Genomic DNA, 26,694 nt, shown 5'->3' with positions numbered 1-26,694 from the left:
TCGTGGGCTATATTGGCTCCATGTTCGAAGTGCTCGTATTCGTCTACGAAAATTACTGGCGTGGTGACGCATGCCCCGAACCCGAGCAACTGGGCCGCAAGCTCAGCGCGCACGGCTTCGACGCGGAGGAAATCCGCGATGCGTTGCAGTGGCTCGACGGCCTCAGCCTGGCCACCCAGGGCTTGCCCCTGATGCGGACGCCGGGCCTGGACGATGCCAGCGTCACCATCGGCGAGCGCACGCAGGCCGGCACGGCACTGCCGCAGTCCGCCGATGCGATGCGCGTTTACTCCGCGGCCGAGCAGGACCACCTGGGCGCCGAGTGCATCGGCTTCATCCGCTTTCTGGAACTTTCGGACGTGCTGCCCTGCGGCATGCGCGAAATCGTGATCGACCGCGCCATGGCGACGGCAGGCGGCCCGATGGCCCTGGAAGAACTCAAGATCATCGTGCTGATGGTGCACTGGAGCACCGGTTCCGAGCCCGATGCCCTCGTGCTGGACGAACTCTGCGACGACGGCCGGGACCGCGTGGCGCACTAACGCAATTCACGCTCCCCACAAACAAAAAGGCGCACTCTGCAGTGCGCCTTTTTTCGATGTCTGGCAGGCCGTGCGTTAGATCAGACCACCGCGCCGCTGTTCGGATCTTCCGGATCGCCTTCGCGCTTGACCGGTGCCTTGATCAGGTCTTCGCGCTTGATCCCGAGCCACATGGCGATGGCCGCGGCCACGAAGCACGACGAGTAGATGCCAAAGCAGATGCCGATGGTCAGCGCCAACGCAAAGTAATGCAGCGTCGGCCCGCCGAAGAAGAACATCGACAGCACCACCAGCTGTGTGGAGCCGTGGGTGATGATGGTTCGGCTGATGGTCGAGGTGATCGCGTTGTCGATCGTCTCGACCGTGGTCATCTTGCGGTAGCGCCGGAAGTTCTCGCGGATGCGGTCGAAGATCACGACCGACTCGTTGACCGAATAGCCCAGCACCGCCAGCACCGCCGCCAGCACCGCCAGCGAGAACTCCCACTGGAAGAAGGCGAAGAAGCCCAGGATGATCACCACGTCGTGCAGGTTGGCCAGCACGGTCGACAGGGCGAACTTCCACTCGAAGCGGAACGCCAGGTAGATCATGATGCCCACCACCACCATGCCCAGCGCCTTCAGGCCGTTGGTGGTGAGCTCCTCGCCGACCTGGGGACCGACGAACTCGTTGCCGCGCAGCGTGGCCGTCGGATCCTGGGCCTTGAGCGCGTCCATGACCTGGGCGCTCTGCTGGGCCGAGGTCTGGCCCTTCTGCACCGGCAGGCGGATCTGCACATCGCGCGAGGTGCCGTAGTTCTGCACCTGCACATCGGCGTAGCCCATCTTGCCGATGGTCTCGCGGACCTTGCCGACGTCGACCGACTGCTGGTAGGCGACTTCCATCACGGTGCCGCCGGTGAATTCGACCGACAGGTGAAGGCCCCGGTGGAACAGGAAGAACACCGCCAGCGCAAAGGTCGCGAAGGAGATGATGTTCAGCACCTTGGCATGGCGCATGAACGGGATGGTCTTGTGGATGCGGAAGAATTCCATGGCGCGCTCCTTAGTTCGCTTCGACGACTGCGTTGCCGTCCGTCTTGGGGCGCCAGACCGTGCCGATGGACACCGACTTGAGCTTCTTCTTGCCGCCGTACCAGAAGTTCACCAGGCCGCGCGAGAAGAACACGGCCGAGAACATGGAGGTGACGATGCCGATGCAGTGCACCACCGCGAAGCCACGCACCGGACCGGAACCGAAGGCCAGCAACGCGATGCCCGCAATCAGCGTGGTCACGTTCGAGTCGAGAATGGTGCCCCAGGCCCGGTCGTAGCCAGCGTGGATGGCGGCCTGCGGCGAGGCGCCGTTGCGCAGTTCTTCGCGCACGCGCTCGTTGATGAGCACGTTGGAGTCGATCGCCACGCCGATGGCCAGCGCCATGGCGGCAATGCCCGGCAGCGTGAGGGTGGCCTGCAGCATCGAGAGAATGGCCACCAGCAGCATCAGGTTCACCGCCAGCGCGATCGACGAGAACACGCCGAACAGCGCGTAGTAGGCGCACATGAACACCATGATGGCGATGAAGCCATACATCACGCTCTTGAAGCCCTTGTTGATGTTGTCGGCACCCAGGCTCGGGCCGATGGTGCGCTCCTGAATGATTTCCATGGGCGCGGCCAGCGAGCCGGCGCGCAGCAGCAGTGCGAGGTCGTTGGCTTCCACCACGGTCATCGAGCCGGAGATCTGGAAGCGGTTGCCCAGCTCGCCATTGATCGACGGTGCCGTGAGCACTTCGCCCTTGCCCTTTTCGAAGATCAACATCGCCATGCGCTTGCGGTAGTTGTCGCGGCTCACGTCGCGCATGATGCGGCCGCCCTTGGCGTCCATCGTCAGGTCGACCTTGGGCTGCTGCGTCTGCGAATCGAAGCCCGGTTGCGCGTCGGTCAGGTTCTCGCCGGTGACGAGCACCTGCTTCTTGACGATCACGGCGCGGCCGTTGCGGTCCATGAAACGCTCCGAGCCAAAGGGCACCGGGCCCGTGCCCGATTCGGCGGCATGGCCCTCGGCGCTTTCGTCGACCAGGCGCATCTCGAGCGTCGCGGTGCGGCCCAGGATGTCCTTGGCCTTGGCCGTGTCCTGCACGCCGGGCAGCTGCACGACGATGCGGTCGATGCCCTGCTGCTGGATCACCGGCTCGGCCACGCCGAGTTCGTTGATCCGGTTGTGCAGCGTGGTGATGTTCTGCTTGAGCGCCGCGTCCTGCAGGCGGCGTGCCGCCTCGGGCTTGATGCTCGCCGTCAGCTTGAAGTTGGTGCCGTCCTGGCTGTCGACGGTGCTCAGGTCCTGGAACTGGTCGCGCACCACGTCCTTGGCGGCTGCGAGACTGGCCGCATCGCGGAAGGTCACCTCCAGCGTCTGGCCGTTGCGGTTGACCGCGCTGCCGCGGATGCCCTTGTCACGGAAGGCCGTGCGCAAGTCGCCCGCAAAGGATTCGGCACGCTTGTCGATGGCGCCCTTCATGTCGACCTGCAGCAGGAAGTCGACGCCGCCGCGCAGGTCGAGACCGAGGTACATCGGCGAGGCATGCAGCGCGGTGAGCCACGCTGGCGAGCGCGAGGTCAGGTTGAGCGCGACCACATAGCTGGGGTCGCTGCCGTCGGGCACCAGGGCGCGCTGCAGCGCATCGCGCGCCTTGAGCTGGTCGTCGGTGCTGGTGAAGCGCGCGCGCACCGAGGTGGCGTCGAGCGTGAGCATGTCCGGCACCAGGCCGGCGGCCTTGAGGGCCTCTTCGACGCGTGCCTGGGTGGACGCGTCGACCTTGACGGTCGCCTTGCTCGCCGACACCTGCACTGCAGGCGCTTCGCCGAAGAAATTGGGCAGGGCATAGATGAGCCCCACGAGCAGCACGACCACGAGGATTACGTACTTCCAGACCGGATATCGGTTCATCTTTCAGCCTTGAAACGCATAGCGCCTTAATTCGTAGGCTGCCGTGGAACCGGCTTCGCCGGGCCACTGGCAGCGCCCCCGGTCGGGGTGGGCGAAGCGGACACGAAGTGCCGCGCAGCCTGGGGGCGAGTGCTAATTACTTGATCGCGCCCTTGGGCAGGACCTGGACGACGGAGCTGCGTTGCACCTTGACTTCGACGCCATTGGCGATTTCGAGGCCCAGGTACTGGTCACCGATCGAGGTGATCTTGCCGAGCATGCCGCCGGAGGTGGCGACTTCGTCACCCTTGGCCAGCGCCTCGATCATGGCGCGCGCTTCTTTCTGGCGCTTCATCTGGGGGCGGATCATCACGAAGTAGAGCACCACGAACATCAGCACCAGCGGGAGCATGCTGCCCAGCGAGGACAACATGTCGCCGCCACCGGCTGCGGGTGCGGTCTGGGCGAAAGCAGAGGAAATGAACAAGGAAGTCTCCAGCAGAAGAGAGAAAACAGGGATTGCGGTGCGTGGCATTCACGCGCCGCCTGCGCGACCGCAGGATGCGGCCGATCGGCGCGGGCGAGGCCGCGCACAGCACCCGGCATTGTAGGGCGCGGCTCGACACGCGGCAGCGCCTAACCCGGCGCACCGGCCGGGACATTGGACTCAGAGCCCCGTCACCCGCTGCACCGCCGCGAAATAAAGCCGATAAGGCAGCACGCGCAGCAGCTTCATCCACCAGGTGAAGCGCTTCGGAAAATGGATCTCGAAGTCCCCCGCCGCCCAGCCGGCGAGCATGTCGGCCGCGGCCTCGGCCGGCTGGATGAGCGCGGGCATCCTGAACTCGTTCTGCGCCGTCAGTGGCGTCTCGACGAAGCCCGGCTGGACCACGCTCACGCCGATGCCGCGCCGGTGCAGGTCGGCGTACAGCACCTCGGCCAGGTTGGTGAGCGCGGCCTTGGTCGGCCCATAGGCCAGGCTCTGCGGCAACCCGCGAAAGCCCGCCACGCTCGCCGTGAGCGCCACGTGGCCGGCACCGCGCGCCACGAAGTCAGGCAGAACGACGGCCAGCACATGCAGCGCTCCCACGTAGTTCACCTGCTGGTGCGCCACCATCACGTCCAGCGCGAAGGCGTCCGCACGCAGCGCCTGGTAGGTGCCCGCACAGTAAAGCACGAAGTCGACCGGCCCCTGTGCAACGAGCGCCGCGTGGGCTTGGCGCACGGCGTCCGCGTCGGTGACGTCCAGCGGCAGCACGGTGGCCAGCGCCGGATGGCGGGCCGCCAGCGCGTCGAGCGGCGCGCGCTGGCGCGCCGACATCGTCACGCGCGCACCCTGCGCCAGCAGCGCCACGGCGGTGGCATGTCCGATGCCCGAGGAGGCGCCGACGATCCAGACCCGCTTGTCGCGCCAGTCGGCGATCGGCGGGTTGTAGGGCGCGAGCAGCCTCATGGCTTGGTGAAGGAGAGCGTGACCTCACCCACGCGCACGCCGAACTTGCTCATCTCGGCACGATTGAGCATGACCTTGCCATCGACCAGGTACATCCAGTCGTCCATCTGCACCTCGTAGACGTTGTCGTCGACCGGCTGCCTGAGCGTGTAGGTCCAGTGGAAGGCATTGCCGCGCTGCTCGCCGCGGGCCACGCCCACGACGTCGTCGGCCGTGCCGGTAAAGCGGCCGTCGGGCAGCGCCTGGAGCTTCCAGACACGGCGTCCGGTGCTGCCGTCGCTGTAGGTGAAGGCTTCGTCGAGCACGCCCTCGTCGCCGTTCCAGCTGCAGTTCATCACCACCGTGAAGCGTTTGACCACCTTGCCCGCGCGGTTCTGGAACATGCCGTGCGCCTGCAACCGGCCGTTGAAATAAGACTGCAGCGACAGCACCGGACGTTCGGCCGCGTAGTCGGCCGGCTGGGGCGCCGCGCAGCCGATCAGCACAGTGGCGGTCGCCAGCATCAACGTGGCAAGACCGAGACGGAATTTCATGAGAGGGCTTTCGGGAGATCGGAAGAATCAGGAGAAGGGGAATGGAAAGAAGAGGAAGGACGGATCACCAGCGCCCAGAGCGCCGCAGCGGCCATCAGCTTGAGCATGCAGGGCAGGAGGCAATAGGCAAGCGTCAGTGCACCGAGCGCACCGGCGTCGCGCACACCCGGCGCATAGCCGGCCAGCCCGAGCAGCGGCAACGCCAGGCCGGCGGCCAGCGCGAGATTGAGCTTGGTCGCGAAATTCCACCAGCCGAAGTACGCGCCTGCCGCATCCTGGTCGCGCGCATCGGCGATCACGCCCGCCAGCAGCGCGCCGGGCACCACGAGGTCGGTGCCCAGGGCGATGCCCGACAGCGCGCAAACCGCGAGAAACGGCCACGCATCGCCCGCGCCCATGACGCCGGCCCAGGCGAAGACCGCCATCGACAGCACCATGCCGGCCAGCCAGGTGCGCGCCAGGCCCCAGCGCGATACCGCGCGCAGCCACAGCGGAATCGATGCGGCTGCGCAGACGAAATAGAGGCCGAGGAAGGCCGGCTCCATGCCGGCCGGCGCCTGCAGGCGGTCTTGCACGAAGAAAAGCACCAGCGTGGCAGGAATGGCGCTGGCGATGCCATTGAGCACGAACACCAGCAGCAGGCGACGGAAGGCCGGGCGACGCAGCGGCAGCCGCAGGTCGCGCCCGTGCGCCGCTGCCCGCGCGCCGGGCGCTGGATCCGCCGCGCTCGGCATGGCCTTTGGCGCCGGACGCGGCGCACGGGTCCAGGCGAACCAGCCAGCGGCCAGCGCCAGCACGAACAGGACCACCATCGGCCCCAGCCCGGCGAGCGTGGGCACGGCCGATGCCAGCACCACGCCGGCCAGGCCGAGCGACTCGCGCCAACCGACGATGCGGCTGCGCTGGAGGGCGTCGCCGCCGAGCATGGCACCCCAGGACTGGTGCGCGATGCCGAGCGCGCTGTAGCCCAGGTAGGTGATGGCCAGCAGCGCGGCCGTGGTCGCCAGCAGCATGCTTTCGCGCGCCGGGTCGACCAGCCATTCGGGGAAGAAGAGCAGCGCGAAACCCATCGCGAGCACAGCCGCCGCCGCTGCACCGGCGTTGAGCACCGCCCGCGGCGACCGCGCGAAGAGCCGGTCGCTCAGGCGCCCGAGCCATGGGTCGACCACCGCGTCGAACAGGCGCACGGCCAGCAGCACGGCGCCCAGCGCGGTGAGCGACACGCCGTAGGCACGCGCGTAGTGGTTGGGCAGCAGCACGTAGAGCGGCAGCGCGACAAAGGCCAGCGGCAGGCCGAGCAGGCCATAGCGCAGCCCGTCCAGGCGGCTGAAGTGGGGAGCCGTGCTCATCTGGTGATTCGATCGACGCGCGAGGCCGTGTGGCTCAGCGCGCTGCCAGCGGTGCCAGCAGTGCGTCGCGCATGGCGGGCTCGGACGTCTGGGCACCCAGCCAGATGGCAAAGAAACGCTCGGCGAATGCCGCGTCGCGCACCTCGCCCACGGGCGCGCCGTTGTGGAAAAAGCGTGCCCCGCTGCCGGGCGCATGCACGCCCACCAGGCGGTCGCCCTTCTTCACATCGGGAAAAGTCGCCTGCATGGCCTGCAGCCAGCGTGCCGCCTGTGCAGACGGGATGGGCGCCGAGCGCCGCATTTCATCCAGCGAACGCTGGGCGATGTCCGCGCCGTCGAAGTCCCGCAGGTAGTTCAGTTCGAGCGCGAACGGGCGCTGGGCCCAGCGGTCGGGCGAAAAGCCATCCGTGATCCAGAGCGTGACGTCGTACACCTGGAAGCCCCACACCGTCAGCCGGGTGGTCGCCACGCGTTGGGCGCCTGGGAGTGCGCTGCGCCAGGCGGACGCGTCGGCAGCAGCGCCGGACGCCGGTGCCGGTGTGACCGGTTGCGCAGGCGCCAGGCCGGTCGCCGCACAGAGCGTCACGAGCCCGAACACGCGCGCAGCGGTGGCCCGGGTCGGGGCAACGGCGGCGCGCATCAGCGCTTGCGCAGCGTGTACTGCACCACGTCGATGTTGCCCTGCGCGAAGGCCGCTTCGCAGTAGGCGAGGTAGAACTCCCATATCCGCATGAACCTTTCATCGAAGCCAAGCTGCAGGATGCGATGACGTTCGCCCAGGAAGTCTTCGCGCCAGCGGCGAAGCGTCTCGGCATAGTCCGCACCGAAGCCGAATTCGTCGACCACCTCCAGCCCGGCCGCCTCGGCGGCGCGCCAGAACTCGCGCGGGCACGGCAGGCAGCCGCCCGGAAAGATGTACTGCTGGATGAAGTCGGTCGAGTCGATGTAGCGATCGAAGAGCGCATCGTCGATCACGATGCTCTGGACGCAGGCATGGCCGCCGGGCTTGAGCAGTCGGCTCACCGTGCTGAAATAGGCGGGCCAATATTCGCGGCCCACGGCCTCGACCATCTCGATGGAACAGATGGCGTCGAAAGGTGCATCCTGAATGTCGCGATAGTCCTGCAGCCGCAGGTCGACCTGAAGCCCGGCCGTGCGCTCCTGGGCGAACGCCAACTGTTCGGTCGACAGGGTGACGCCGGTCACATGCGCGCCGAAGTTTCGCGCGCCCATCTCCGCCAGCGCGCCCCAGCCGCAGCCGATCTCCAGCACCCGGTCTCCGGGCTGCACGTGCACCAGTTGCAGCGCACGCTCGACCTTGGCGTCCTGCGCGTCGCGCATCGGCTGGCTGAAGTTGCCATTGAACCAGGCCGACGAGTAGTTCATCGTCTCGTCGAGCCACAGCTTGTAGAACGCATTGCCCAGGTCGTAGTGCGCATGGATGTTGCGCGAGCTGCCTGCCTTGCTGTTGCGGTGCATCAGGTGCCGCACGCGGTACACCAGCCGGCCGAACCAGCTGCCGTAGACCACGTCCTCGATGGCGCGCCGGTTGGCGATGAACACCTTGAGCAGGTCCGTGAGATTGGGCGTGGTCCAGTCGCCGGCGATGTAGCTCTCGGCAAATCCGATGTCGCCCGACTTGAGCGCGGCCTTGCAAGGCGCCCAGTTGCGCAGCGTCATCGATGCGGTGGGGCCGCTGCCGGGCGCGGCACCGAAGTGCTGCACGGAGCCATCGGGCAGGCTCACGGTGAGCGAGCCATGGGCCAGGCGCTGCAGCAGACCGAGCACGGTGCGGGCGGCGGCCGGTGCGTCCCGGGGCACGGAAAAACGAGGGGCGGTGGTGATCGAGTTCATGGCTTCGGCGTCTGTCCGTGGGAGACGAAGCGGTCGGGCGGGACCGGCTTGGCGACAAAGGGCACGCGCCGCAGCCAGAGCTTGGCGGCCTGCCAGTGGATACGAACGATGACCCCGATGGTCATCGCCGGGTAGCGCCAGAGCGCGCGGCGCTTGCTGGCGGTGTCCAGGGGCACGAGCGTGCCGCTGACGCTGGTTTCCAGCAGCGGGCCGTCGGCGTCGTCGTGGTCGATGCGCACCACCGTGCGGGTGCGGTGCTCATCGACAAAGAAGCGAAAGCGGTACCCGCCCTCGATCCTGCAGAAAGGCGAAACGTGAAAGGCCTTGGTGGCGCGCAGTTCCATGCCGTAGACCGGATAGTCCAGCAGATAACAGTGGCGTTCGCCGAAGGTGTTGTTGACCTCGACCACGATGGCACGCAACGCCCCTTGGGCCGTGTGGCAATACCAGAAGCTCACCGGCTTGAAGGTGTAGCCGAGCACGCGCGGGTAACAGTGCAGCCACACCTCGCCCGTTGCATCGTGGATGCGGTGCGCAGCCAGAAGCGCGTCGAGCCAGCCGAGCGCCCCACCCTGCGCGGGGCCGCGGCCGTCGCCGTGGTCGGCATCATGAAAGGACAGCGCGCCCCAGCGATTGAGTGCGAGCGCCTGGCTGCCCTCGGCACGCAGCGCGCGCATCGGCAGCATCAGGAAATAGGTCGGATAGGTGAATGCATTGCGCGCCGGGCGCAGCCGGGTGTGGCGCACTTCGCCGAAACCCAGCAAGGCCACGGGCGGCTGCATGCGCGGCGCGGTATCCGGCTCGGCCGCCGCTTGCACGCCCGCGGGGGCTTGCGCCAGGCTGTCCACCGGCAAGGTCATGCCGCACGCCTTGCAACGCCGTCGCTGGCGGCGAGACGCTCGCGCACGCCGGCTGCAGCCGCCAAACCGGCCTTGAGCCCGTCCTCGTGGAAGCCATAGCCCATCCACGCACCGGCGAACCAGGTGTGCCGTTCGCCCTGCAGCGCACGCACGTCATCCTGGGCACGGATGGCCGCCAGGTCGAACACAGGATGGGCATAGTCGTATTCCGCCATGACCTGACTACGCGGAATCGGCCGAACCGGATTCAGCGAAACCACCACCGGCTGCGACCAGGGCAGCGGCTGCAGCTTGTTGAGCAGGTAGTGCAGGCAGACGCTCGCGCTGCCATCGGCAGTCGCTGCCCCCGCAGCCTCGTAGTTCCAGGCGGCCCAGGCGGACTGCCGTTGTGGCAGCACCGAAGCATCGGTGTGCAACACGGCCCGGTTGGACTGGAAGCGGATGGCGCCCAGCGTGGCCCGCTCGGCGGGCGAGGCGTCTGCCAGCAGCGCCAGGGACTGGTCGGAATGCGTGGCCAGCACGAGATGGTCGAAGCGCTCGGTGCCGCGATCGGTCGACACCAGCACGCCATGGGGCGCGCGGGTGACGCGCCGCACCGGCGTGGACAGGCGCGCGTCATCGAGCGTGGCAACGATCTTCTCCACATAGTGCCGGGAGCCGCCGCGCACCGTGCGCCATTGCGGTCGGTTGGCGATCTGGATCAGCCCGTGGTTATGGCAGAAGCGGATCATGGTGGCGACCGGAAATTCGAGCATCTGCTGCGTCGGGCAGCTCCAGATGCATCCCATCATGGGCAGGAAATACCAATCGCGGAACGCAGCGCCGAAGCGGTGCACGTCCAGGAATTCGCGCAGCGGCTGGGCCCACTGCTGCTCCGTGCCCTCCTGGGCGATGCGGGTGGTGAGCCTGTTGAAACGAAGCAGGTCGGCGAGCATGCCGATGAACCGGCCATCGAGCAGGTTGCGGCGCTGCGCGAACACGGTGGACAGATTGTTGCCGCTCCATTCGAGCCGACCGCCGCCGCCGCGCGGAGCCTGCACCGAAAAAGACATGTCGGAAGCCGCCGTGTCCACGCCCAGCTCGGCCAGCAGCCCGATCAACTCGGGATAGGTACGGTCGTTGTAGACCAGGAAGCCGGTGTCCACGCCGTAGCGGACAGGCGTGGCGTCGATGGCCGACGTGGCGAGCGTGATGTCGACCGTGTGTGCGTGTCCGCCGAAGTAATCGCCTGCTTCGAAAAGCGTGACCTGCGCCTGGTGGCGCAGTGCATAGGCCGCCGACAAACCGGCGATGCCGGCGCCGACCACCGCCACCCTGGACGGCCCGGCGAAAGCGCCGCTCACGACTGAACTCCGGTGCGCTGCAAGCTCGGCAGCGCCTGGAAACACGAAGACAAAAATGTTGCGAGGCGCCCCGACGCGAAGGAGGGAGGGAGGGAGGAGGAGGAGAAGAATCGCCTCGGGATTGCATCCAGGCGACGGGCGCCTGGAAGACCTCGCAACATGAAAACCATGACCGGACCTTCTGCGTCCGGTCCGTTTAGGAGCCCAGCCCGCTCAGCCGGGTTCCCTGCCCTCAGGTAAACATTTGTATCTGAGCGATGCGCAGAAAGGGCAGGAATGGCGATGGATGGACGCATCGGTCAATATTAATACCGATTCGTATTTTTGTGAACTGCACAGTATTTATTTTTGTCCGAGTTGCGCCTCGATCGCGCGGACGAAGGCCTTGTCGTCGGGCGCAGTCAGGCTGGACCAGGCCGCCACCACCTTGCCATCGCGGCCGATCAGGTACTTGTAGAAGTTCCATTTGGGCGTGGTGCCCGAGACCTGGGCCAGTTGCTTGAACAGCGGGCTGGCGTCGTCACCCCGTACCGACGATTTGGCGAACATCGGGAATTTGACGCCGAACGTGCTCTCGCAAAAATCGGCAATCTCCTTGTTCGAGCCGCTTTCCTGGGAAAAGTCGTTCGAAGGAAATCCCAGAACCACCAGGCCGCGGGATCGATATTTGCCGTCGAGCGCCTCCAGGCCCTTGTATTGCGGCGTAAACCCACAGAAGCTCGCTGTATTGACGATCAACACCACCCGGCCTGTGTACTGACACAGGTTCTGGGGTTTTTCGTCTTGCAGCCGGGCGAAGGTGTGTTGCAGGATGGATGGACACGCCCTGGTCGTGGCCTGTGGATCGGTAGCGCCGACCTGGGCCCGTGACAGGGGTGACTGCACGATCAGCCATGCGGCGACCATGGCGCAAAACAAGGGGGTTCTTCCGATCAACTGCATCTTTTGCATGAGGGTCTCCAGCCAAACGCACATTTGCACAAAACAGTGTGCGTATTCACATCATCGCGTGCTTGTCATGAGCGCGTACCACGTGCCGAATAAAATCGCTTCGGTACAAGAAGAAAGAAGACCTCGATGCTCTATCCCGAACTTTTCAGGCAACTCGAATCGGTCCGCTGGGACATGGACAAGGACATTCCTTGGCAGTCCTTCGACGGCACCAGGCTGTCCGACGAACAGGCGCAGACCATCAAGATGAACGCCATCACCGAGTGGGCGGCGCTGCCGGCCACCGAGATGTTCCTGCGCGACAACCGCCACGACAGCGACTTCTCGGCCTTCATGTCGATCTGGTTCTTCGAGGAACAGAAGCATTCGCTGGTGCTCATGGAATACCTCAAGCGCTTCAGCCCGCAGCACGCGCCAACCGAGCAGGAACTGCACGACATCCGCTTCGACTTCGACCCCGCACCACCGCTGGAAACGCTGATGCTGCATTTCTGCGGCGAAATCCGCCTGAATCACTGGTACCGCCGCGCCGCCGAGTGGCACACCGAGCCGGTCATCAAGCACATCTACACCACGCTCAGCCAGGACGAGGCGCGCCACGGCGGCGCCTACCTGCGCTATATGAAGCGGGCGCTGGAGAAATTCGGCGATGAGGCGCGTGCGGCCTTCACCAAGGTCGGCGTGCTGATGGCCAGCGCGCGCCGCACGGCCCAGGCGCTGCACCCGACCAACCTGCATGTGAGCAAGGCGCTGTTTCCCAACGACACGATCCAGAGCCGCATGCCCGACCCCGACTGGCTCGAGCACTGGCTCGACAACCAGATCAAGTTCGACGCGGCATGGGAAACCAAGGTCGGCGAACGCATCCTGCACAACCTGAGCCTGCTGATGAACCGCAGCTTCAAGACGGTGCAGGAACTCAACCGCTACCGCAAGGAAGTCAGCGCCACCGTGACGCCGAAAACAGTCTACCAGGGCGCCTGACGCGGCCGGCTCGGTCGACCAGCAGGGTTTAACGGCGCTCGACGATCATCGGCGCCAGCGCCAGCGTGCTGCGGATCTGCTCGGCCGTCTGGCGTGCGGTGTCGCGCGAACCATAGGGGCCCGTCTGCAGCCGGTGCGTCCCGCGCTCGCTGAACACATTGAGCGTGGGCGCAATGGCCGGCAGGCTGCGGGCCACCTGCCGCTGGAAGTTCACCGCGCTGTCGCGCTGGCTGAAGGCGCCCAACTGCACCCAGAAACCGGGTGCCGCCGCCGTGCTGTCGCCGGACGATGCCGGCGGCACGTAAGGCCCGGCCACCGACGTGTCGGTGGGTGAGGCGACCGATGGGGAGGCCGACGGTGGCAGCGAGGACAGGGGCGGCAGCTCGGTGACCTGGGCACGCGGCGCACTCACGACCGGGGTCGTCATCGCCAGGGGCACCGCCACGCTTTGCGGTGCCTGCGCCACCTGCGTGGCCGACGGGGACGCCGCGGCATAGGCCGTACCGCCTTCACGCCGCCACGCGCCGGTGCGGATGTCCTCGTTGGTGATGCGCTCGATCTCCACGGGCGCCACGCCGCGCAGCAGGTCGAGCTTGAGCGCGGCCGCATAACTCAGGTCGATCACGCGATCGTCATGGAAAGGACCGCGGTCGTTCACCCGCACGATCACCTCGCGCCCGTTGGCGGGGTTGCGCACGCGCACGTAGCTCGGCAACGGCAGCGTCTTGTGTGCGGCCGTCATCGCATACATGTCGTAGGGCTCGCCGCTGGCCGTCGACTGGCTGTGGAACTGCGTGCCGTACCACGATGCGAGACCGGTCTCGCGCCACGGCCGGTCGTCGGTGATGGGCACGTAGGAGCGGCCCAGCACCGTGTAGGGCTTGCTGGTGCCGCCGCTGCGGATCGGCTCGACCCGCGGCTCGGCATCGGGCACCTGGCTCAGGCCGGCCGGCGGGTTGGCCGGAGCGCCGTCGCGACCGCCCCGCGGACCGCTGGCACAACCTGCCAGGATCGCCAGTGCTGCGCACGCCAGCAGCAGGCGCTCGCTGCGCTGCGGCCCGCTGCAACGCAGTGGACTCATGCGAACACCGCCTGCCACAGCGCCAGCATGGCACCGCGCTCGGTCGCAAGGCCCGGCAACGGCACCTGGGTGGGGGCTTCGTTCAGTCGGGCCCGATGCTGCACGCGCCGCAGTTCGCGGTAGGCCGCGGCCGCATCGCGACCGACACCCGGAGGCAGCAGGCCGGCGGCCTCCGCACGCAGCAGCAGTGCGATATTGCCGGCGTTGGGAATCAGTTCGGGATGCGCGCCCGCGGCCGACAGCACCAGGTACTGCACCGCGAATTCGGCATCGACCATGCCGCCGGGGCTGTGCTTGACGTCGAAGAAGCCGGCCTTGACCGGGCGTGCCGCGCGCACCTTCTCGCGCATGGCGACGATCTGCGCGCGCAGTCCGGCCGGATAGCGCGGCGAGACGATCACGGCCTCGCGCACACCGTCGAAGCGGGCCTCCAGCGAGGCAGCCGCGCTCGCCATGCCAATGAAGCGCGCGCGCGTCATGGCCTGGTGCTCCCAGGTCCATGCGGTATTGCTGCCGCGGCCGAGCTGGTATTTTTCGTAGGCCGCGAAGCTGGTGGTGAGCATGCCGGAGTTGCCATTGGGCCGCAGCGCCGTGTCGATCTCGAACAGGTCACCCTCGCGCGTCTTGACCGACAGCCAGTTGATGAGCTTGCGCACATAGGCCGCATACACGTCACCGGCGTTCTCGTCGTCGTCTTCGTAGACGAACACGATGTCCAGGTCGCTGCCGTAGCCCAGCTCCTTGCCGCCGAGCTTGCCGTAGCCAATGATGGCGAACTGCGGCTGCTCGCGATGGCGATTGCGCACATGCGGCCAGCACCAGCGCGCCGTCACCCGCAGCACGGCATCGGCCAGCGCGCTCAGGTCATCGGCCACCTGCTCGACGGTGATGCGCCCTTCCACGTCGCGCGCCAGCGTACGGAACACCTCGGCATGGTGCGCGTGGCGCAGCAGGTTGAGCAGGCGCTCCTCGTCGTCTTCGCCGGTGCGGCGCAGCGAGACCAGGCGCTCGTCGAGCTCGCGCTCGAATTCCGCCGCCACGAAGCGGCCCGACAGCATCTCGTCGCTCGCCAGTTCGTCGATCACGCCCGGATGCTGCAGCAGGTAGCGCGCGGGCCACTTGGCCGCGCCCAGCAGGCGCAGCAGGCGCTCCTGGATCGCGGGGCGTTCGACCAGCAGCGCGAGATAGCTCTCGCGGCGCATCAGCGGCTCGATCCAGTCGGCCCAGCGCAGCGCCGCCTCGATACGGCGCGCGGTCTGGCCTTCGGCCTCGTCGTCCGGCTCACCCAAACCGCCGACAGGAGGGCGCACTACCGGCAGCGCACCCGGCTCGGTGTCGAGCGCAGGCGTCTGGATCCAGCGACCGGTGCGGCGCACCAGCTGATTCAGCCGCGCGCGGGTTTCGTCGCGCAGCGCCAGCACACGCGGATCGTCGCACCACGACGTGACGCGTGTGGCAAAGGCCGGTGGCAGTTCAGCCAGCAGGTCGACCAGCTCGATGGGCACCGCCGTCTTGCCGCCGCCCTGGCAGCGGGTGCAGGGCTTGGCGCCGCCGAGCAGCTTGTCGAATTCCTGCGCGACGAGTTCGCGGTGCGTGTCGAGCTGGGCGAGAAAGGCGCAGCAATCGGCGTAGCCCATCGACTGCGCGATCCAGCGCACGTCATCGTCATGAACGGGCAGCGCGTGGGTCTGCTGGTCGTCCAGGTACTGGATGCGATGCTCGACCCGGCGCAGGAACTCGTAGGCCGCGGCCATCGCATCGGCTGTTTCCTGGGGCATGAGGCCGGCGCGCGCCAGCCGCTGCAGCGCGTCGAGCGTGGGCCGTGTGCGCAGTTCGGGAAACTGGCCGCCGCGCACCACCTGCAGCAACTGCACGGTGAATTCGATTTCGCGGATGCCGCCGCGCGACAGCTTGACGTCGTTGGCGCGCTCGGGCCGCCCCGCACTGCGGCGCGTGGCCTGCTCACGGATCTGCCGGTGCAGCACGCGCAGCGCGTCGAACACCGTGTAGTCGAGGTAGCGGCGAAACACGAAAGGCAGCACCACGCCACGAAGGGCCTGGGCCGAGCCGTCGGCCACCACCGCGGCAGGCGCCACCACGCGGCTCTTCATCCATGCGAAGCGTTCCCACTCGCGGCCCTGCAGCTGCAGGTAGTCTTCCAACGCATCGAGCGACACCACGCTCGGGCCGGAGTTGCCGTTGGGCCGCAACGCAAGGTCGACACGAAAGACGAAGCCGTGCTCCGTGGTGTCGCCCACCAGCGCATAGATGCGCTTGACCACGCGTCCGAAGAATTCCTGGTTGGACAGGCGGGCACGGCCAGACGCGTCGCCCGCGGTCTCGCCGTCCTGGTCGTACAGGTAGATCAGGTCGATGTCGCTGGACACATTGAGCTCGCGCGCACCGAGCTTGCCCATGCCCACGATCCAGAGCTGCGCGCGCTGGCCGTCGGCCGTGCGCGGCGCGCCATGCACGGCTTCGAGTTCCTCGAAAGCGGCGCGGCAGGCTTCGTCGAGCGCGAACTCCGCGAGCTGCGTGCATGCGGCGGTGACCACCGACAGCGGCGCCTGCCGGTCGCAGTCGAGCGTGACGAGCCGTTCCATGACGAGCTGGCGCACCGTGCGCAGCGCATCGCCCACGCTCTGGCCCCGCGAACGCAACACTTCGTAAGCCTGTGCCATCTGCGGGCGCAATGGCTCGCCGGCCGGCAGCAAGGCCAGATCGGCCGCGTAACGCCTGCGCAGGCGCTGTACGAAGCGGGAATAGGCGGACAGCGGCAGCGGCACCTCGTTCGATGACAAGTGCTCTGGATGCGCGAGGGCATCGGTGCCGGCAGTGCCGGTGTGAATGCTGGCGGTCATAATTCCTGACACAGCACGATCCTTAATGAACGACACGGCGTCCCCCCCTTCACGTCTGCTCCACATCACCGCTGTCGCGGCGCGCTGGCTGCTGGGTCTGCTGATCGGCGCGTGGCTGCTGTTCGCGCTGTCAGTGGTTGTCCTACACGGCTGGATTGTGCCGCGAATCGGCGACTACCGCAGTGCGCTGGAACGACAAGCCTCCAAGGCCATCGGGGTACCCGTTCGCATCGGGTCCATCACCGCGCGATCGGGCCAGATCTTCCCAACCTTCGAGTTGCGCGACGTCGTGCTGGAAGACCCGCAGCACCGCGAGGCGTTGCGACTGGCACGCATTGTGGCCAGCGTTTCCCCGCGCTCGGTGTGGCGCCTGAGCTTCGAGCAGCTCTACATCGAGAACCCCCAGGTCGACGTGCGTCTGGACAAGGCGGGGCGCTTTCACGTGGCCGGGCTCGACCTGTCCAGCGGGGCCAGTGCGGAGACCCGCGGCACCGACTGGTTTTTTGCACAACGCGAGTTCGTGATTCAGGGCGGTACCGTGCGCTGGACCGACGAGCGGCGCGATGCCGAACCCCTGCTGCTGACCGATGTACGCTTCGTCGCGCGCAACGGCGCACGCAGCCATGCCATGCGGCTGGACGCCACGCCACCCGCGGGCTGGGGTGAGCGCTTCACGCTGCGCGGGCGTTTTCGCCAGCCCCTGCTGTCGGTGCGCACCGGCAACTGGCAGCGCTGGGACGGCCAGCTCTACGCCGACCTGCCCTACATCGACGTGCGCCGCCTGGGCCGCTATGTGACGCTGGATGGCCGGATCCGCGAAGGCAACGGCGCGGTGCGCGCCTGGGCCGATGTGAGGGACGGACGGATCGCGGGCGGGACGGCCGACCTGGCGCTCGCCCGCGTCGACACCTCGCTGGCCGCCGGGCTCGAGCCGCTGGTGCTGCGCGACGTGACCGGCCGTGTGGCCAGCGGCATGAAGGACCAGACCTTCGAATTCTCGACCACCAACCTGCAGTTCACCACCGGCGACGACCTGCGCTGGCCCGGCGGCAACTTCTGGTTCCAGCACACGCCCGCACAGGGCCGCACACCCGAACACGGCGCGCTGCGTGCAGACAGGCTCGACCTGGCCGCGCTGGCGCTGATTGCGGACCGCCTGCCGCTGGGCAGCGCCACGCACGACGTGCTCGACGCCTACGCGCCACGCGGCGTGGTCGACCACATCGATGCCAGCTGGCAAGGCGCGCTCGGCGCACCCGAGCGCTACCAGGCCCGCGGCCGGGTCAGCGGCCTGAGCATCGCCTCTCAACCTGCGGCGGCACCCACCACCGCCAAGGCCGCCGCGGCGGTTGGTGTGCCCGGCCTGCGCGGTGCGACGATCGACTTCGACGCCAGTCAGGCCGGTGGCAGCGCCACCCTGTCCATTGCCAAGGGAATGCTGGATTTCCCTGGCGTGTTCGAGCAACCCAGCATCCCGATCGACCAGTTGGCCGCGCAACTGCAATGGAAGCTGGACAACGGCAAGGCGCAACTGCAGGTCAAGGACCTGCGCTTTGCCAATGCCGATGCCGAAGGGCATGCGCGGGCCACCTGGCGCACCAGCGACCCGGCCACTTCGCACGGCCGCGGACGCTTGCCGGGCGTGCTCGACCTGCAGGGCCAGTTGACACGCGCCGACGGCACCCGCGTGTTCCGCTACCTGCCGCTGGAAATCCCCAAGGACACGCGCGACTACGTGCGCGACGCGGTGACGCGTGGCACCGCCAGCACCGTCGACTTCCGCGTGCGCGGCGACCTGCACGACATGCCCTTCACCGACCCGCGCGACGGCGAATTCCGCATTGCCGCCAAGGTGGCCGACGTGCGCTATGCCTACGTGCCGCATGGGGTCGCCGGCAAGTCCGCGACCGGCACGCCGGCCTGGCCCCCGCTGACGAACGTGTCGGGCGAGCTGGTGTTCGAACGCGCCGGCATGACGGTACGCAATGCCCGTGCACGCCTGGCCGGCGCGCCCAACATCGAGATCACGCAGGCAGACGTCGGCATCGCCGACATGGCGCATCCTGCCGCGCTGCTCAAGGTCGACGCGCAGGCGCGCGGGCCGATTGCCGAGCTGCTGGCCGCCGGTGCGCCACTGGCCGGCGACGCCGCCACGCACTTGGCGCAGGTGCGCGCCAGCGGCAACGCGGCCTACCGCCTCAAGCTCGACCTGCCGCTCGACGCCGTGGAAAAAACCCGGGTGCAGGCCAGCATCGTGCTGGCCGACAACGACCTGCAGCTCATGCCCACCGCACCGCCGCTGACACAGGTGCGCGGCACGGTCAGCCTGACCGAAAACGGCTTCTCGCTGTCCAGCGTTCAAGCCCGCCTGGCGGGCGGCGAGGTGCGCGTCGAAGGCCGGGGGCTGTATGCAGGCAACGACCTGAACCTGAAGGCCCAGGGCACCGTGACCGCCGATGGCCTGCGCGGCCTGCGCGAGGTCGACTGGCTCGCGCGCATCGGCCAGAAGGCCCGCGGCAGCGCCAGCTATGCGGCGGCACTGTCGATGCGCGAAGGCGTGCCCGAGTTCTCGCTCAACAGCAGCCTCATCGGCATGGCCGTCGACCTGCCCGTCCCCCTGGCCAAGACCGCCGACGAGACGATGCCGCTGAAGCTCGAGAAGAAGCTGCTGCTGCACGAGGCACGGGCGGGCAGCGCACCGCCGATGCAGCAAGACCAGATCTCGCTGGAGCTGGGTACAGGCCTCTCGGCGCTTTACGTGCGCGACATCTCGGGCCGCGAACCGCGCGTGCTGCGTGGCGCGATCGCCCTGGGCACCGACGCCCAGGCCGTGCCGCCCGAGCGCGGCGTGATGGCCAACATCCATCTGGCGCGCCTGGACATCCCGCAGTGGAAGGCGCTTTTCGGCGAGGCCACCGGTAGCCCGGTCCAGCCCGGCGCGGCACAGAGCGACAACGCGGCCGACCCGCAGGCCTACCTGCCCACGCTGCTGGCCGTGCGTGCCAACCAACTCGACATTGGCGGGCGCACGCTGCACCAGGTGGTGCTCGGCGGCTCGCGCGAAGGCACCCTCTGGCGCACCAACATCGACGCCAACGAGCTCAGCGGCTATGCCGAATACCGCCAGGCGCAGGACGGGCGCGTGTTCGCACGGCTGGCGCGGCTGCGCATCGAACGCAGCGAGGCGACCGAGGTGGAGTCGCTGCTCGACGAGCAGCCCGGCACGCTGCCGGCACTCGACGTGGTGATCGACGATTTCCAGCTCTTCGGCAAGCAGCTCGGCCGCGTGGAGATCGACGCGGTGAACCGCGGCGGCACGGGCCGCGAATGGCGGCTCAACAAGCTGGCCTTCACCATGCCCGAGGCACGCTTCACGGCGACGGGCACCTGGGCGACCGCGCCGGGCGCATCGAATGCCGCCAGCGCCACTGGCCGGCGCAGCGACCAGCGCCGCACCGCGATGGCCTTCCAGCTGGAGATTGCCGATGCCGGTGCGCTGCTCACGCGCTTTGGCATGGCCGACGTGCTGCGCCGGGGCCGCGGCCGGCTCGACGGCGAAGTGCAGTGGCAAGGCTCGCCCTTCACCATCGACTACCCGAGCCTGGACGGCCAACTCAAGCTGGACGTGGGCGCGGGCCAGTTCCTCAAGGCCGATCCCGGCCTGGCCAAACTGCTGGGCGTGCTGAACCTGCAAGCCCTGCCGCGCCGGCTCACGCTGGACTTCCGCGACCTTTTCAGCGAGGGCTTCGCCTTCGACTTCATCCGCGGCGATGTCCAGGTCCGCCAGGGCACGGCCAGCACCAACAACCTGCAGATGAAGGGCGTGAATGCCGCCGCGCTGATGGACGGCTCGGCCGACATCGCCCATGAGACGCAGAACCTGCGCGTGGTCGTGATTCCGGAGATCAACGCCGGCACCGCCGCGCTGGTGGCCACCGCCATCAACCCGCTGGTGGGCCTGGGCACCTTTCTCGCACAGGCGCTGTTGAGCAAGCCGTTGACGGCCGCCACCACGCAGGAGTTCCAGATCGAAGGCACCTGGGCCGACCCGAAAATCACCAAGGTGCCGCGTGCGGCCCGCGAAGGCACTGACAAGGAGACCCTGCCATGAAGACCGCCGCCATCCAGATGGTGTCCGCGCTGAGCCGCGAGGCCAACCTGGCCCGCGCGCGCGTGTTGCTCGCCGAGGCCGCCGCCGCGGGCGCCGAGCTGGCCGTGCTGCCCGAGTACTTCTGCCTCATGGGCGCGCGCGACACCGACAAGCTTTCGCTGCGCGAGACACCCGGCGCGGGTGCCGTGCAGGACTTCCTGGCCGAGGCGGCGCGCGAGTTCGGCCTGTGGATCGTCGGCGGCACGCTGCCGCTGGCGAGCCCCGAAGACGACGCGCACGTCTTCAACACCTCGCTGGCCTATGCGCCCGATGGCCGCTGCGTGGCGCGCTACGACAAGATCCACCTCTTCATCTTCGACAACGGCCGCGAGCACTACAACGAACGCCGCGTGATCACGCCCGGCACCGAACCCGTCGTCTTTGCGCTGCCTTCGCGCGACGGCCATTGCTGGCAGATCGGCCTGTCGGTCTGCTATGACCTGCGCTTTCCGGAGCTCTACCGTGCGCTCTCGCAACGCGGCGCCGAGCTGCTGCTGGTGCCCAGCGCCTTCACGCACACCACCGGTGCCGCACACTGGGAGGTGCTGCTGCGCGCCCGCGCCATCGAGAACCTGGCCTGGGTGGTGGCGCCCGCGCAGGGCGGCACGCACGAAAACGGCCGCCAGACCTGGGGCCAGTCGATGGTGGTCAACCCCTGGGGCACCGTGGTCGCGCAGCAGGCCAGCAACGAAGGTGTGGTGCTGTTCGACCTCGACGCGGCGCAGGTGGCGCACTGCCGCGCGCAGTTGCCGGCCCTTTCACACCAGGTGCTCCACACGGGACGCCCCCGGATGCCCTGACATGTGCCCCAACCCGTGCCCAAGATCGAAACCGAGACCGACCTGAAACTCGCTGCCCGCACGGCGCGCCGCCATGCGCTCTCGCAGGCCGTGCAGCGCCTGCTGCCCCCGTCGGTGCTGCAGGCCTTTGCACTGCTGCGGTCGGTGTGGCAGCGCTGGTTCCTCTGGCTGATCCTGGCCATGCTGGTGATGGGCCTGCTGGTCACCGTGGTCTGGCTGGCCGGCCGCCATGAGGCCGAACAGGTGCAGATCGCACTCGACCGCGACACCGCCGATGCAGCATCCGACCTGCGCGCCGGCCTGCTGCGCAACCAGCAGGCCTTGCAGGCGCTGCAGGCCGCCGGGCTCGACAGCGAACGCTGGACCAGCGACGTGACACCGCTCATGCGCGGCCACCGCGAATGGCTCCGCCTGGAATGGCGCGATGCGCAACTGCGCACCATGGCCGTCGCCGACACGCCCTACCGCATGCGCGTCTTCGACGAGAACACGCGTGGCATCGAGCAGGCCGACGTGTCGCTCGCCTGCGAACTGGCGCGCCAGACCGGCAGTGCCGCCTACTCGCCCAGCCACTACGTGCCGCGCCCCGAGAACGGTGGCCTGGAAGTGATGGAACTGTGCGTGCCCGCCGGCCGCAGCGGCTACCTGATCGCCACCTACGCACTGCGCGACGTGCTCACCGAACTGGTCGCCGCCACCTTGCGGCGGGGCCAGGAGGTCTCGCTGACCGAGCCCGACCGCACCCGCCTGGCCTCCGTGGGCACGGCGCGCCGGACGGGCAGCCGGGTGTTCACCTCGGAGCAGCCGGTCGATCTCACCGGTGCGCCCATGGTGCTGCGCGTGGACGGCTGGCGCTCGGCGCCCGACGTCTTTCCCAACATGCTCACCGGCCTGGTCACCGCCATGTCGATCGCGCTGGTGTCGGTGCTGGTGCTGCTGGCGCGCGACACCCGGCGGCGCCTGCGCGCCGAGCGCGAACTCGCCGACACGCTGGCCTTTCGCAAGGCGATGGAAGACTCGGTGGTCACCGGCCTGCGCGCGCGCGACCTGCAGGGCCGCACCACCTACGTCAATCCGGCCTTCTGCGAGATGGTGGGCTTCAGTGCCGACGAACTGACCCGCATCGATGATGCCGTGCCCTATTGGCCCACCGAACTGGCGCACGAGTACCAGCGCCGCCAGACGCTGCGCCTGGCCGGCGGCATGCCGCCGCGCGAGGGTTTCGAATCGGTCTTCATGCGCCGCGACGGCACGCGCATTCCAGTGCTGATCTTCGAGGCACCGCTGATCAATGCACAAGGCACGCAGACCGGATGGATGAGCGCCTTCATCGACATCAGCGAGCAGCGCCGCATCGAAGAGCTGTCGCGCGCCAGCCAGGAACGGCTGCAGGCCAGTGCGCGGCTGGCCACCGTCGGCGAAATGGCCTCGCTGCTGAGCCACGAGCTGACCCAGCCGCTGGCCGCCATCGCCAGCTATGCGAGCGGCTCGCTCAACCTGCTGCACGGCAGTGGCGGGGGCGACCTGCACGGCGACCGCGCGGACATCGAGATGGCGGTGCGCCGCATCGCCGAGCAGGCCGACCGCGCCGGCCAGGTGATCCGCAGCGTGCACGACTTCGTGCGCCGGCGCGACCGCACACGCGAAGCGGTGTCGCCGCAGGCGCTGGTCGATGCGGTGCTTCCACTGGTGCAGTTGCAGGCGCGCAAGCTCGGCGTACGCATCGACCTCGCCCTGGGCGAGACGCTGCCGCGAGTGATGTGCGACCGCACACTGGTCGAGCAGGTGCTGTTGAACCTCGCACGCAATGCCATGCAGGCCATGGACCTGCCCGACCTGCACACGCGCGTGCTGGTGCTGCGCGTGCGAGGCAGCGAGACCGACGGCCATGCCACCGCCAGCACGGCGGACGGTGCGCAGGATGCGCGGCGCTGGCTCGAGTTCTCCGTGGCCGATGTCGGCGGCGGCATCCCGCCCGACGTCGCGGCGCAACTCTTCACGCCCTTCTTCACCACGCGCTCGGACGGCATGGGCCTGGGCCTGAGCCTGTGTCGCACGGTCGTCGAGCAACACGGCGGGGTGCTGCTGTTCGAGCCCAACCGGCCTTGCGGCACCGTCTTTCGCTTCACGCTGCCTACCGCGTGAAAAGGGCGAGAATCCACGCCCTATGCAACCCCTCATCGATGGCCTGATCTTCATCGTCGACGACGATGCCAGCGTGCGCGAAGCACTGGCCTGGCTGCTGCGCTCGCGCCGCCTGGCCAGCGAACATTACGCGAGCGCCGAAACGTTCGAGTTGCGGCTGGCCGAGGAACCGATGCCCTTGCAACCGCACTGCCTGCTGCTGGACGTGCGCATGCCAGGTACCAGCGGGCTGGTGCTGTTCGACCGGCTGGCCGAGCGCGGGCTGATCGAGGAAATGCCGGTGATCTTCCTGACCGGCCACGCCGATGTGCCGACCGCTGTGGATGCGGTCAAGCGCGGTGCCTTCGACTTCTGCGAAAAGCCTTTTTCAGACAACGCACTGGTCGACCGCATCGAGCAGGCACTGGGGCAGTCGCTGCGCGCGATGCACCTGCGCCAGACACGGCACCTGCTGCGCCGACGCATCGCCGAACTCACCGATCGCGAGCGCGACGTGATGCGCCTGGTGGTCGAAGGACTGCCCAACAAGCTGATCGCCGATCAGCTGTCGATCAGCGTGCGCACGGTGGAAGTGCACCGTGCGCGCGTGTTCGACAAGATGGAAGTCCGGTCGGCCGTCGAACTGGCCAACCTGCTGCGCGCGCTCTGACGATCAGCCGCGCTCGCCGACGTAGATTTCGACGCGGCGGTTCTGCGCACGGCCGGCGTCGGTCGCATTGTTCGCAATCGGTTCGCGCGAACCGCGGCCTTCGATGCGGAAGGCAGTGGAAGGCACGCCACGGGCGATCAGGTAGTCGCGCGTGCTGGCCGCGCGGTCGACCGACAGCGGGTTGTTGATGGCGTCGGAACCGGTGTTGTCGGTGTGGCCGATGATGCGCACTTCGGCACGCGGATTGTTGCGCAGGCCATCGGCGAACTGGTTCAGGATGGGCGCGAAGTTCGACTTGATGGCCGAACGGCCGGTGTCGAACGACACGTCGCTCGGAATGGCCAGCTTGAGCTCGTTGTTGGCTGTTTGCGTCACGCCGATGCCCGTGCCCTGCGTGGCAGCTTCCATCTGGCGCTTCTGGTTTTCCATGCGCTGCGACCACAGGTAGCCGCCGAGTGCACCCACACCGGCGCCGATGGCGGCACCCGTGCCGACGCGGCCGCCCGTCACTGCACCGATCGCGGCCCCCCCGAGCGCGCCGGCACCTGCACCGATACCGGTGTTGCGCTGCGTGTCGCTCATGCCGGCGCAGCCAGTGAGCAGGACGGCGAGGGCGGCGGTGGAGAGAACGATTTTTTTCATGAGAGGCTCCTTGCGTATCGGTTGTGAACAGACTATCAAGGGCGGATTATCAGGGCGTGACACACAGGTTCAAGGTGGGAAACCCCGCGCCGAAAACCGGGGCGGACGGACCTCAAATTCAATCTTCCATTGGCAATAGGCGACTTTAAGCTATTGATTTGATAGCAATTGCCCTGCGACGCACGCCATGACGGGCCATTGGCCGACAGGCAAAGCGTGACATTTACCCGCGCGGTAGATCGTCTTCCTTTCGCGGCGCAGAGATTTCAGGGGCGGGTGGCAGCTCGTCGACTTCGCCGCCTTTGCGTCCGGAGAACATGGTCCACCACACAATCAACACCAGGACGGCAAGCGCAGCGAGCGCTTCAAGCAGAATCAGACCCATGACAAAAGGACTCCGGTGGCTGGTAGGGCTCGCGATCGTAGCAACGCTGGCCGGCTGCGGCGTGGCACCGCGCACACCCACCAGCCCCACACCCTCTCCCGCGATGCCGTCGACGGCGAACATTCCGGTCGCACCCGGCCCGCTGACCGGCTCGCTCACGCACCCCAAGAGCCGCTGGCAACCGGTCGACTGGTCGGAACTGCCGGGCTTTGCCGACGATCCTCTGCACGAGGGCTGGATCGCGATGATCGCCAACTGTGCGCGCCCGAACGCCGTGTTCGCGCCGCTGTGCCAGGACGTGCGTCGCCTGGCGATCGCCGACGACGCCACCCAGCGCCAATGGATGATCGATCGGCTGCAGCCCTACCGCGTCGAATCGCTCGCCGGCCAAAGCGACGGCCAGCTCACGAGCTATTACGAACCGGTGTACGAAGCCTCGCGCCGGCCCTCGGCGCAGTTCAACGTGCCGTTGTACGCCGCGCCGCCCGGCTTGGTGGCCCGCAGGCCCTGGTTCACGCGCCAGCAGATCGAGACATTGCCCGAAGCGCAGGCCGCCGTGCGCGGGCGCGAGATCGCCTGGATGGCCGATCCGGTCGACGCCATGATGCTGCACATCCAGGGCTCCGGGCGCCTACGCATCACCGAGCCCGACGGCAGCCAGCGCATCGTGCGGGTGGCTTTCGCGGGCACCAACGAGCAACCCTATCGCAGCATCCAGCAATGGCTCATCAGCCAGGGAGTGGGCCGGGTGAGCCGCTGGCCCGACGACACCAAGGCCTGGGTCGCCCAGAACCCGCAGCGCGTACAGCAGCTCATGTGGAGCAATCCGCGCTACGTGTTCTTCCGCGAAGAGGCGCTCAGCGAACTCGATGCGGCGTTCGGTCCGCGTGGCGCGCAGGGCGTGCCACTGACGGCCGGGCGCTCGATCGCGGTCGACCGCGACAGCATTCCCTACGGCACACCGGTCTGGCTGGCATCGCCAGGCCCGACGGTGCAGTTGCAAAAGCTCGTGGTGGCGCAGGACACCGGCAGTGCCATTCTGGGCGCGGTACGCGCCGACTACTTCGCTGGCACGGGCCAGGAGGCGGGCAGGCTCGCGGCCACGGTCAATCAGCCGCTGCGGCTGTGGGCACTCTGGCCGAAATGAGCGGCTGAGCCGCGCGCCGGCAGGGGCGAATGGGCAGGAGAGAGAGCGGACGGCGTCA

At 67.9% G+C, this 26,694-nt stretch carries 22 protein-coding genes; 7 read left to right on the top strand and 15 right to left on the bottom strand.

Going from position 1 to position 26,694, the window contains the following annotated elements; genetic code table 11:
- The first annotated feature begins 20 nt into the window (after window positions 1-20).
- A complete protein-coding gene (locus J2W36_RS12635; protein ID WP_307690086.1) occupies window positions 21-542 on the top strand; it encodes a Smg family protein in 522 nt (173 codons plus the stop codon).
- Window positions 543-622: 80 nt separating this feature from the next.
- On the opposite strand, the gene secF is transcribed toward J2W36_RS12635, so the two are convergent.
- The 11 genes from secF to J2W36_RS12580 all read right to left on the bottom strand — a co-directional run bounded on the left by secF (window position 623) and on the right by J2W36_RS12580 (window position 11,792).
- Window positions 623-1,576, bottom strand: coding sequence for a protein translocase subunit SecF (secF, locus tag J2W36_RS12630; protein ID WP_307690085.1), 954 nt, complete (start codon window positions 1,574-1,576; stop codon window positions 623-625).
- A gap of 10 nt (window positions 1,577-1,586) precedes the next feature.
- Entirely contained in the window at window positions 1,587-3,470 is a 1,884-nt protein-coding gene (gene secD, locus J2W36_RS12625; protein WP_307690084.1) for a protein translocase subunit SecD, read from the bottom strand.
- A gap of 136 nt (window positions 3,471-3,606) precedes the next feature.
- The gene (gene yajC, locus J2W36_RS12620) at window positions 3,607-3,936 is read right to left on the bottom strand and encodes a preprotein translocase subunit YajC (RefSeq protein WP_307690083.1); all 330 of its coding nucleotides are present in this window, start codon (window positions 3,934-3,936) and stop codon (window positions 3,607-3,609) included.
- A 180-nt stretch (window positions 3,937-4,116) separates the two neighbouring features.
- The gene (locus J2W36_RS12615) at window positions 4,117-4,902 is read right to left on the bottom strand and encodes an SDR family NAD(P)-dependent oxidoreductase (RefSeq protein WP_307690082.1); all 786 of its coding nucleotides are present in this window, start codon (window positions 4,900-4,902) and stop codon (window positions 4,117-4,119) included.
- The gene (locus J2W36_RS12610; protein ID WP_307690081.1) at window positions 4,899-5,435 is read right to left on the bottom strand and encodes a DUF3833 domain-containing protein; all 537 of its coding nucleotides are present in this window, start codon (window positions 5,433-5,435) and stop codon (window positions 4,899-4,901) included. The genes J2W36_RS12615 and J2W36_RS12610 overlap by 4 nt, the downstream gene beginning before the upstream one ends.
- The gene (locus J2W36_RS12605) at window positions 5,432-6,784 is read right to left on the bottom strand and encodes an MFS transporter (protein WP_307690080.1); all 1,353 of its coding nucleotides are present in this window, start codon (window positions 6,782-6,784) and stop codon (window positions 5,432-5,434) included. The genes J2W36_RS12610 and J2W36_RS12605 overlap by 4 nt, the downstream gene beginning before the upstream one ends.
- 34 nt (window positions 6,785-6,818) lie before the next feature.
- Window positions 6,819-7,424: a chalcone isomerase family protein gene (locus J2W36_RS12600; protein WP_307690079.1), complete on the bottom strand. Its 606-nt coding sequence runs from the start codon at window positions 7,422-7,424 to the stop codon at window positions 6,819-6,821.
- Window positions 7,424-8,638, bottom strand: a complete 1,215-nt coding sequence (locus J2W36_RS12595) for an SAM-dependent methyltransferase (RefSeq protein WP_307690078.1) — start codon at window positions 8,636-8,638, stop codon at window positions 7,424-7,426. Before J2W36_RS12595 ends, J2W36_RS12600 begins: the two co-directional genes overlap by 1 nt.
- Window positions 8,635-9,420, bottom strand: coding sequence for a DUF1365 domain-containing protein (locus J2W36_RS12590; RefSeq protein ID WP_307690249.1), 786 nt, complete (start codon window positions 9,418-9,420; stop codon window positions 8,635-8,637). The genes J2W36_RS12595 and J2W36_RS12590 overlap by 4 nt, the downstream gene beginning before the upstream one ends.
- Window positions 9,421-9,494: 74 nt before the next feature.
- Complete coding sequence (locus J2W36_RS12585; RefSeq protein ID WP_307690077.1) at window positions 9,495-10,841, bottom strand: NAD(P)/FAD-dependent oxidoreductase; 1,347 nt, start codon at window positions 10,839-10,841, stop codon at window positions 9,495-9,497.
- Window positions 10,842-11,183: 342 nt separating this feature from the next.
- On the bottom strand, window positions 11,184-11,792 hold the full coding sequence (locus J2W36_RS12580) for a glutathione peroxidase (protein WP_307690076.1): 609 nt from the start codon (window positions 11,790-11,792) through the stop codon (window positions 11,184-11,186).
- 126 nt (window positions 11,793-11,918) lie between these two features.
- On the opposite strand from J2W36_RS12580, the gene J2W36_RS12575 reads away from it, so the two are divergent.
- On the top strand, window positions 11,919-12,776 hold the full coding sequence (locus tag J2W36_RS12575; protein WP_307690075.1) for a ferritin family protein: 858 nt from the start codon (window positions 11,919-11,921) through the stop codon (window positions 12,774-12,776).
- 28 nt (window positions 12,777-12,804) lie between these two features.
- Here J2W36_RS12575 and J2W36_RS12570 read toward each other — a convergent pair whose 3' ends face one another.
- Both J2W36_RS12570 and glnE read right to left on the bottom strand, forming a co-directional pair.
- Window positions 12,805-13,857 (bottom strand): septal ring lytic transglycosylase RlpA family protein, encoded by a 1,053-nt coding sequence (locus tag J2W36_RS12570; RefSeq protein WP_307690074.1) that lies wholly within the window; start codon window positions 13,855-13,857, stop codon window positions 12,805-12,807.
- Window positions 13,854-16,718 (bottom strand): bifunctional [glutamate--ammonia ligase]-adenylyl-L-tyrosine phosphorylase/[glutamate--ammonia-ligase] adenylyltransferase, encoded by a 2,865-nt coding sequence (gene glnE, locus J2W36_RS12565; protein WP_307690073.1) that lies wholly within the window; start codon window positions 16,716-16,718, stop codon window positions 13,854-13,856. Before glnE ends, J2W36_RS12570 begins: the two co-directional genes overlap by 4 nt.
- A 25-nt stretch (window positions 16,719-16,743) precedes the next feature.
- Here glnE and J2W36_RS12560 point away from each other — a divergent pair, with 25 nt between their 5' ends.
- The 4 genes from J2W36_RS12560 (at window position 16,744) to J2W36_RS12545 (ending at window position 24,462) form a co-directional block, all read left to right on the top strand.
- Window positions 16,744-20,829 carry a YhdP family protein gene (locus J2W36_RS12560; protein ID WP_307690072.1) on the top strand — a complete coding sequence of 1,362 codons (4,086 nt, stop codon included), beginning with the start codon at window positions 16,744-16,746 and terminating at the stop codon, window positions 20,827-20,829.
- Window positions 20,826-21,668 (top strand): carbon-nitrogen hydrolase family protein, encoded by an 843-nt coding sequence (locus J2W36_RS12555; protein ID WP_307690071.1) that lies wholly within the window; start codon window positions 20,826-20,828, stop codon window positions 21,666-21,668. The genes J2W36_RS12560 and J2W36_RS12555 overlap by 4 nt, the downstream gene beginning before the upstream one ends.
- Window positions 21,669-21,848: 180 nt before the next feature.
- Window positions 21,849-23,813 (top strand): sensor histidine kinase, encoded by a 1,965-nt coding sequence (locus tag J2W36_RS12550; protein WP_307690248.1) that lies wholly within the window; start codon window positions 21,849-21,851, stop codon window positions 23,811-23,813.
- Between the two features lie 22 nt (window positions 23,814-23,835).
- Window positions 23,836-24,462: a response regulator transcription factor gene (locus J2W36_RS12545; protein ID WP_307690070.1), complete on the top strand. Its 627-nt coding sequence runs from the start codon at window positions 23,836-23,838 to the stop codon at window positions 24,460-24,462.
- A gap of 3 nt (window positions 24,463-24,465) precedes the next feature.
- Here J2W36_RS12545 and J2W36_RS12540 read toward each other — a convergent pair whose 3' ends face one another.
- Together J2W36_RS12540 and J2W36_RS12535 are read right to left on the bottom strand one after the other, a co-directional pair.
- Entirely contained in the window at window positions 24,466-25,104 is a 639-nt protein-coding gene (locus J2W36_RS12540; RefSeq protein WP_307690069.1) for a YiaD family glycine zipper/OmpA-like lipoprotein, read from the bottom strand.
- Window positions 25,105-25,327: 223 nt separating this feature from the next.
- Entirely contained in the window at window positions 25,328-25,489 is a 162-nt protein-coding gene (locus tag J2W36_RS12535; RefSeq protein WP_307690068.1) for a hypothetical protein, read from the bottom strand.
- Between J2W36_RS12535 and mltA the strand changes: the two genes are divergently transcribed.
- Window positions 25,488-26,636 (top strand): murein transglycosylase A, encoded by a 1,149-nt coding sequence (gene mltA, locus J2W36_RS12530; protein WP_307690067.1) that lies wholly within the window; start codon window positions 25,488-25,490, stop codon window positions 26,634-26,636. The two genes, J2W36_RS12535 and mltA, sit on opposite strands and share 2 nt — an antisense overlap.
- The last annotated feature ends 58 nt before the right edge of the window (window positions 26,637-26,694 follow it).

This window comes from Variovorax ginsengisoli (assembly GCF_030811835.1).
Classification (GTDB): Bacteria; Pseudomonadota; Gammaproteobacteria; order Burkholderiales; family Burkholderiaceae_C; genus Variovorax; species Variovorax ginsengisoli_C.
This window is presented reverse-complemented; position numbering and strand designations above follow the sequence as displayed.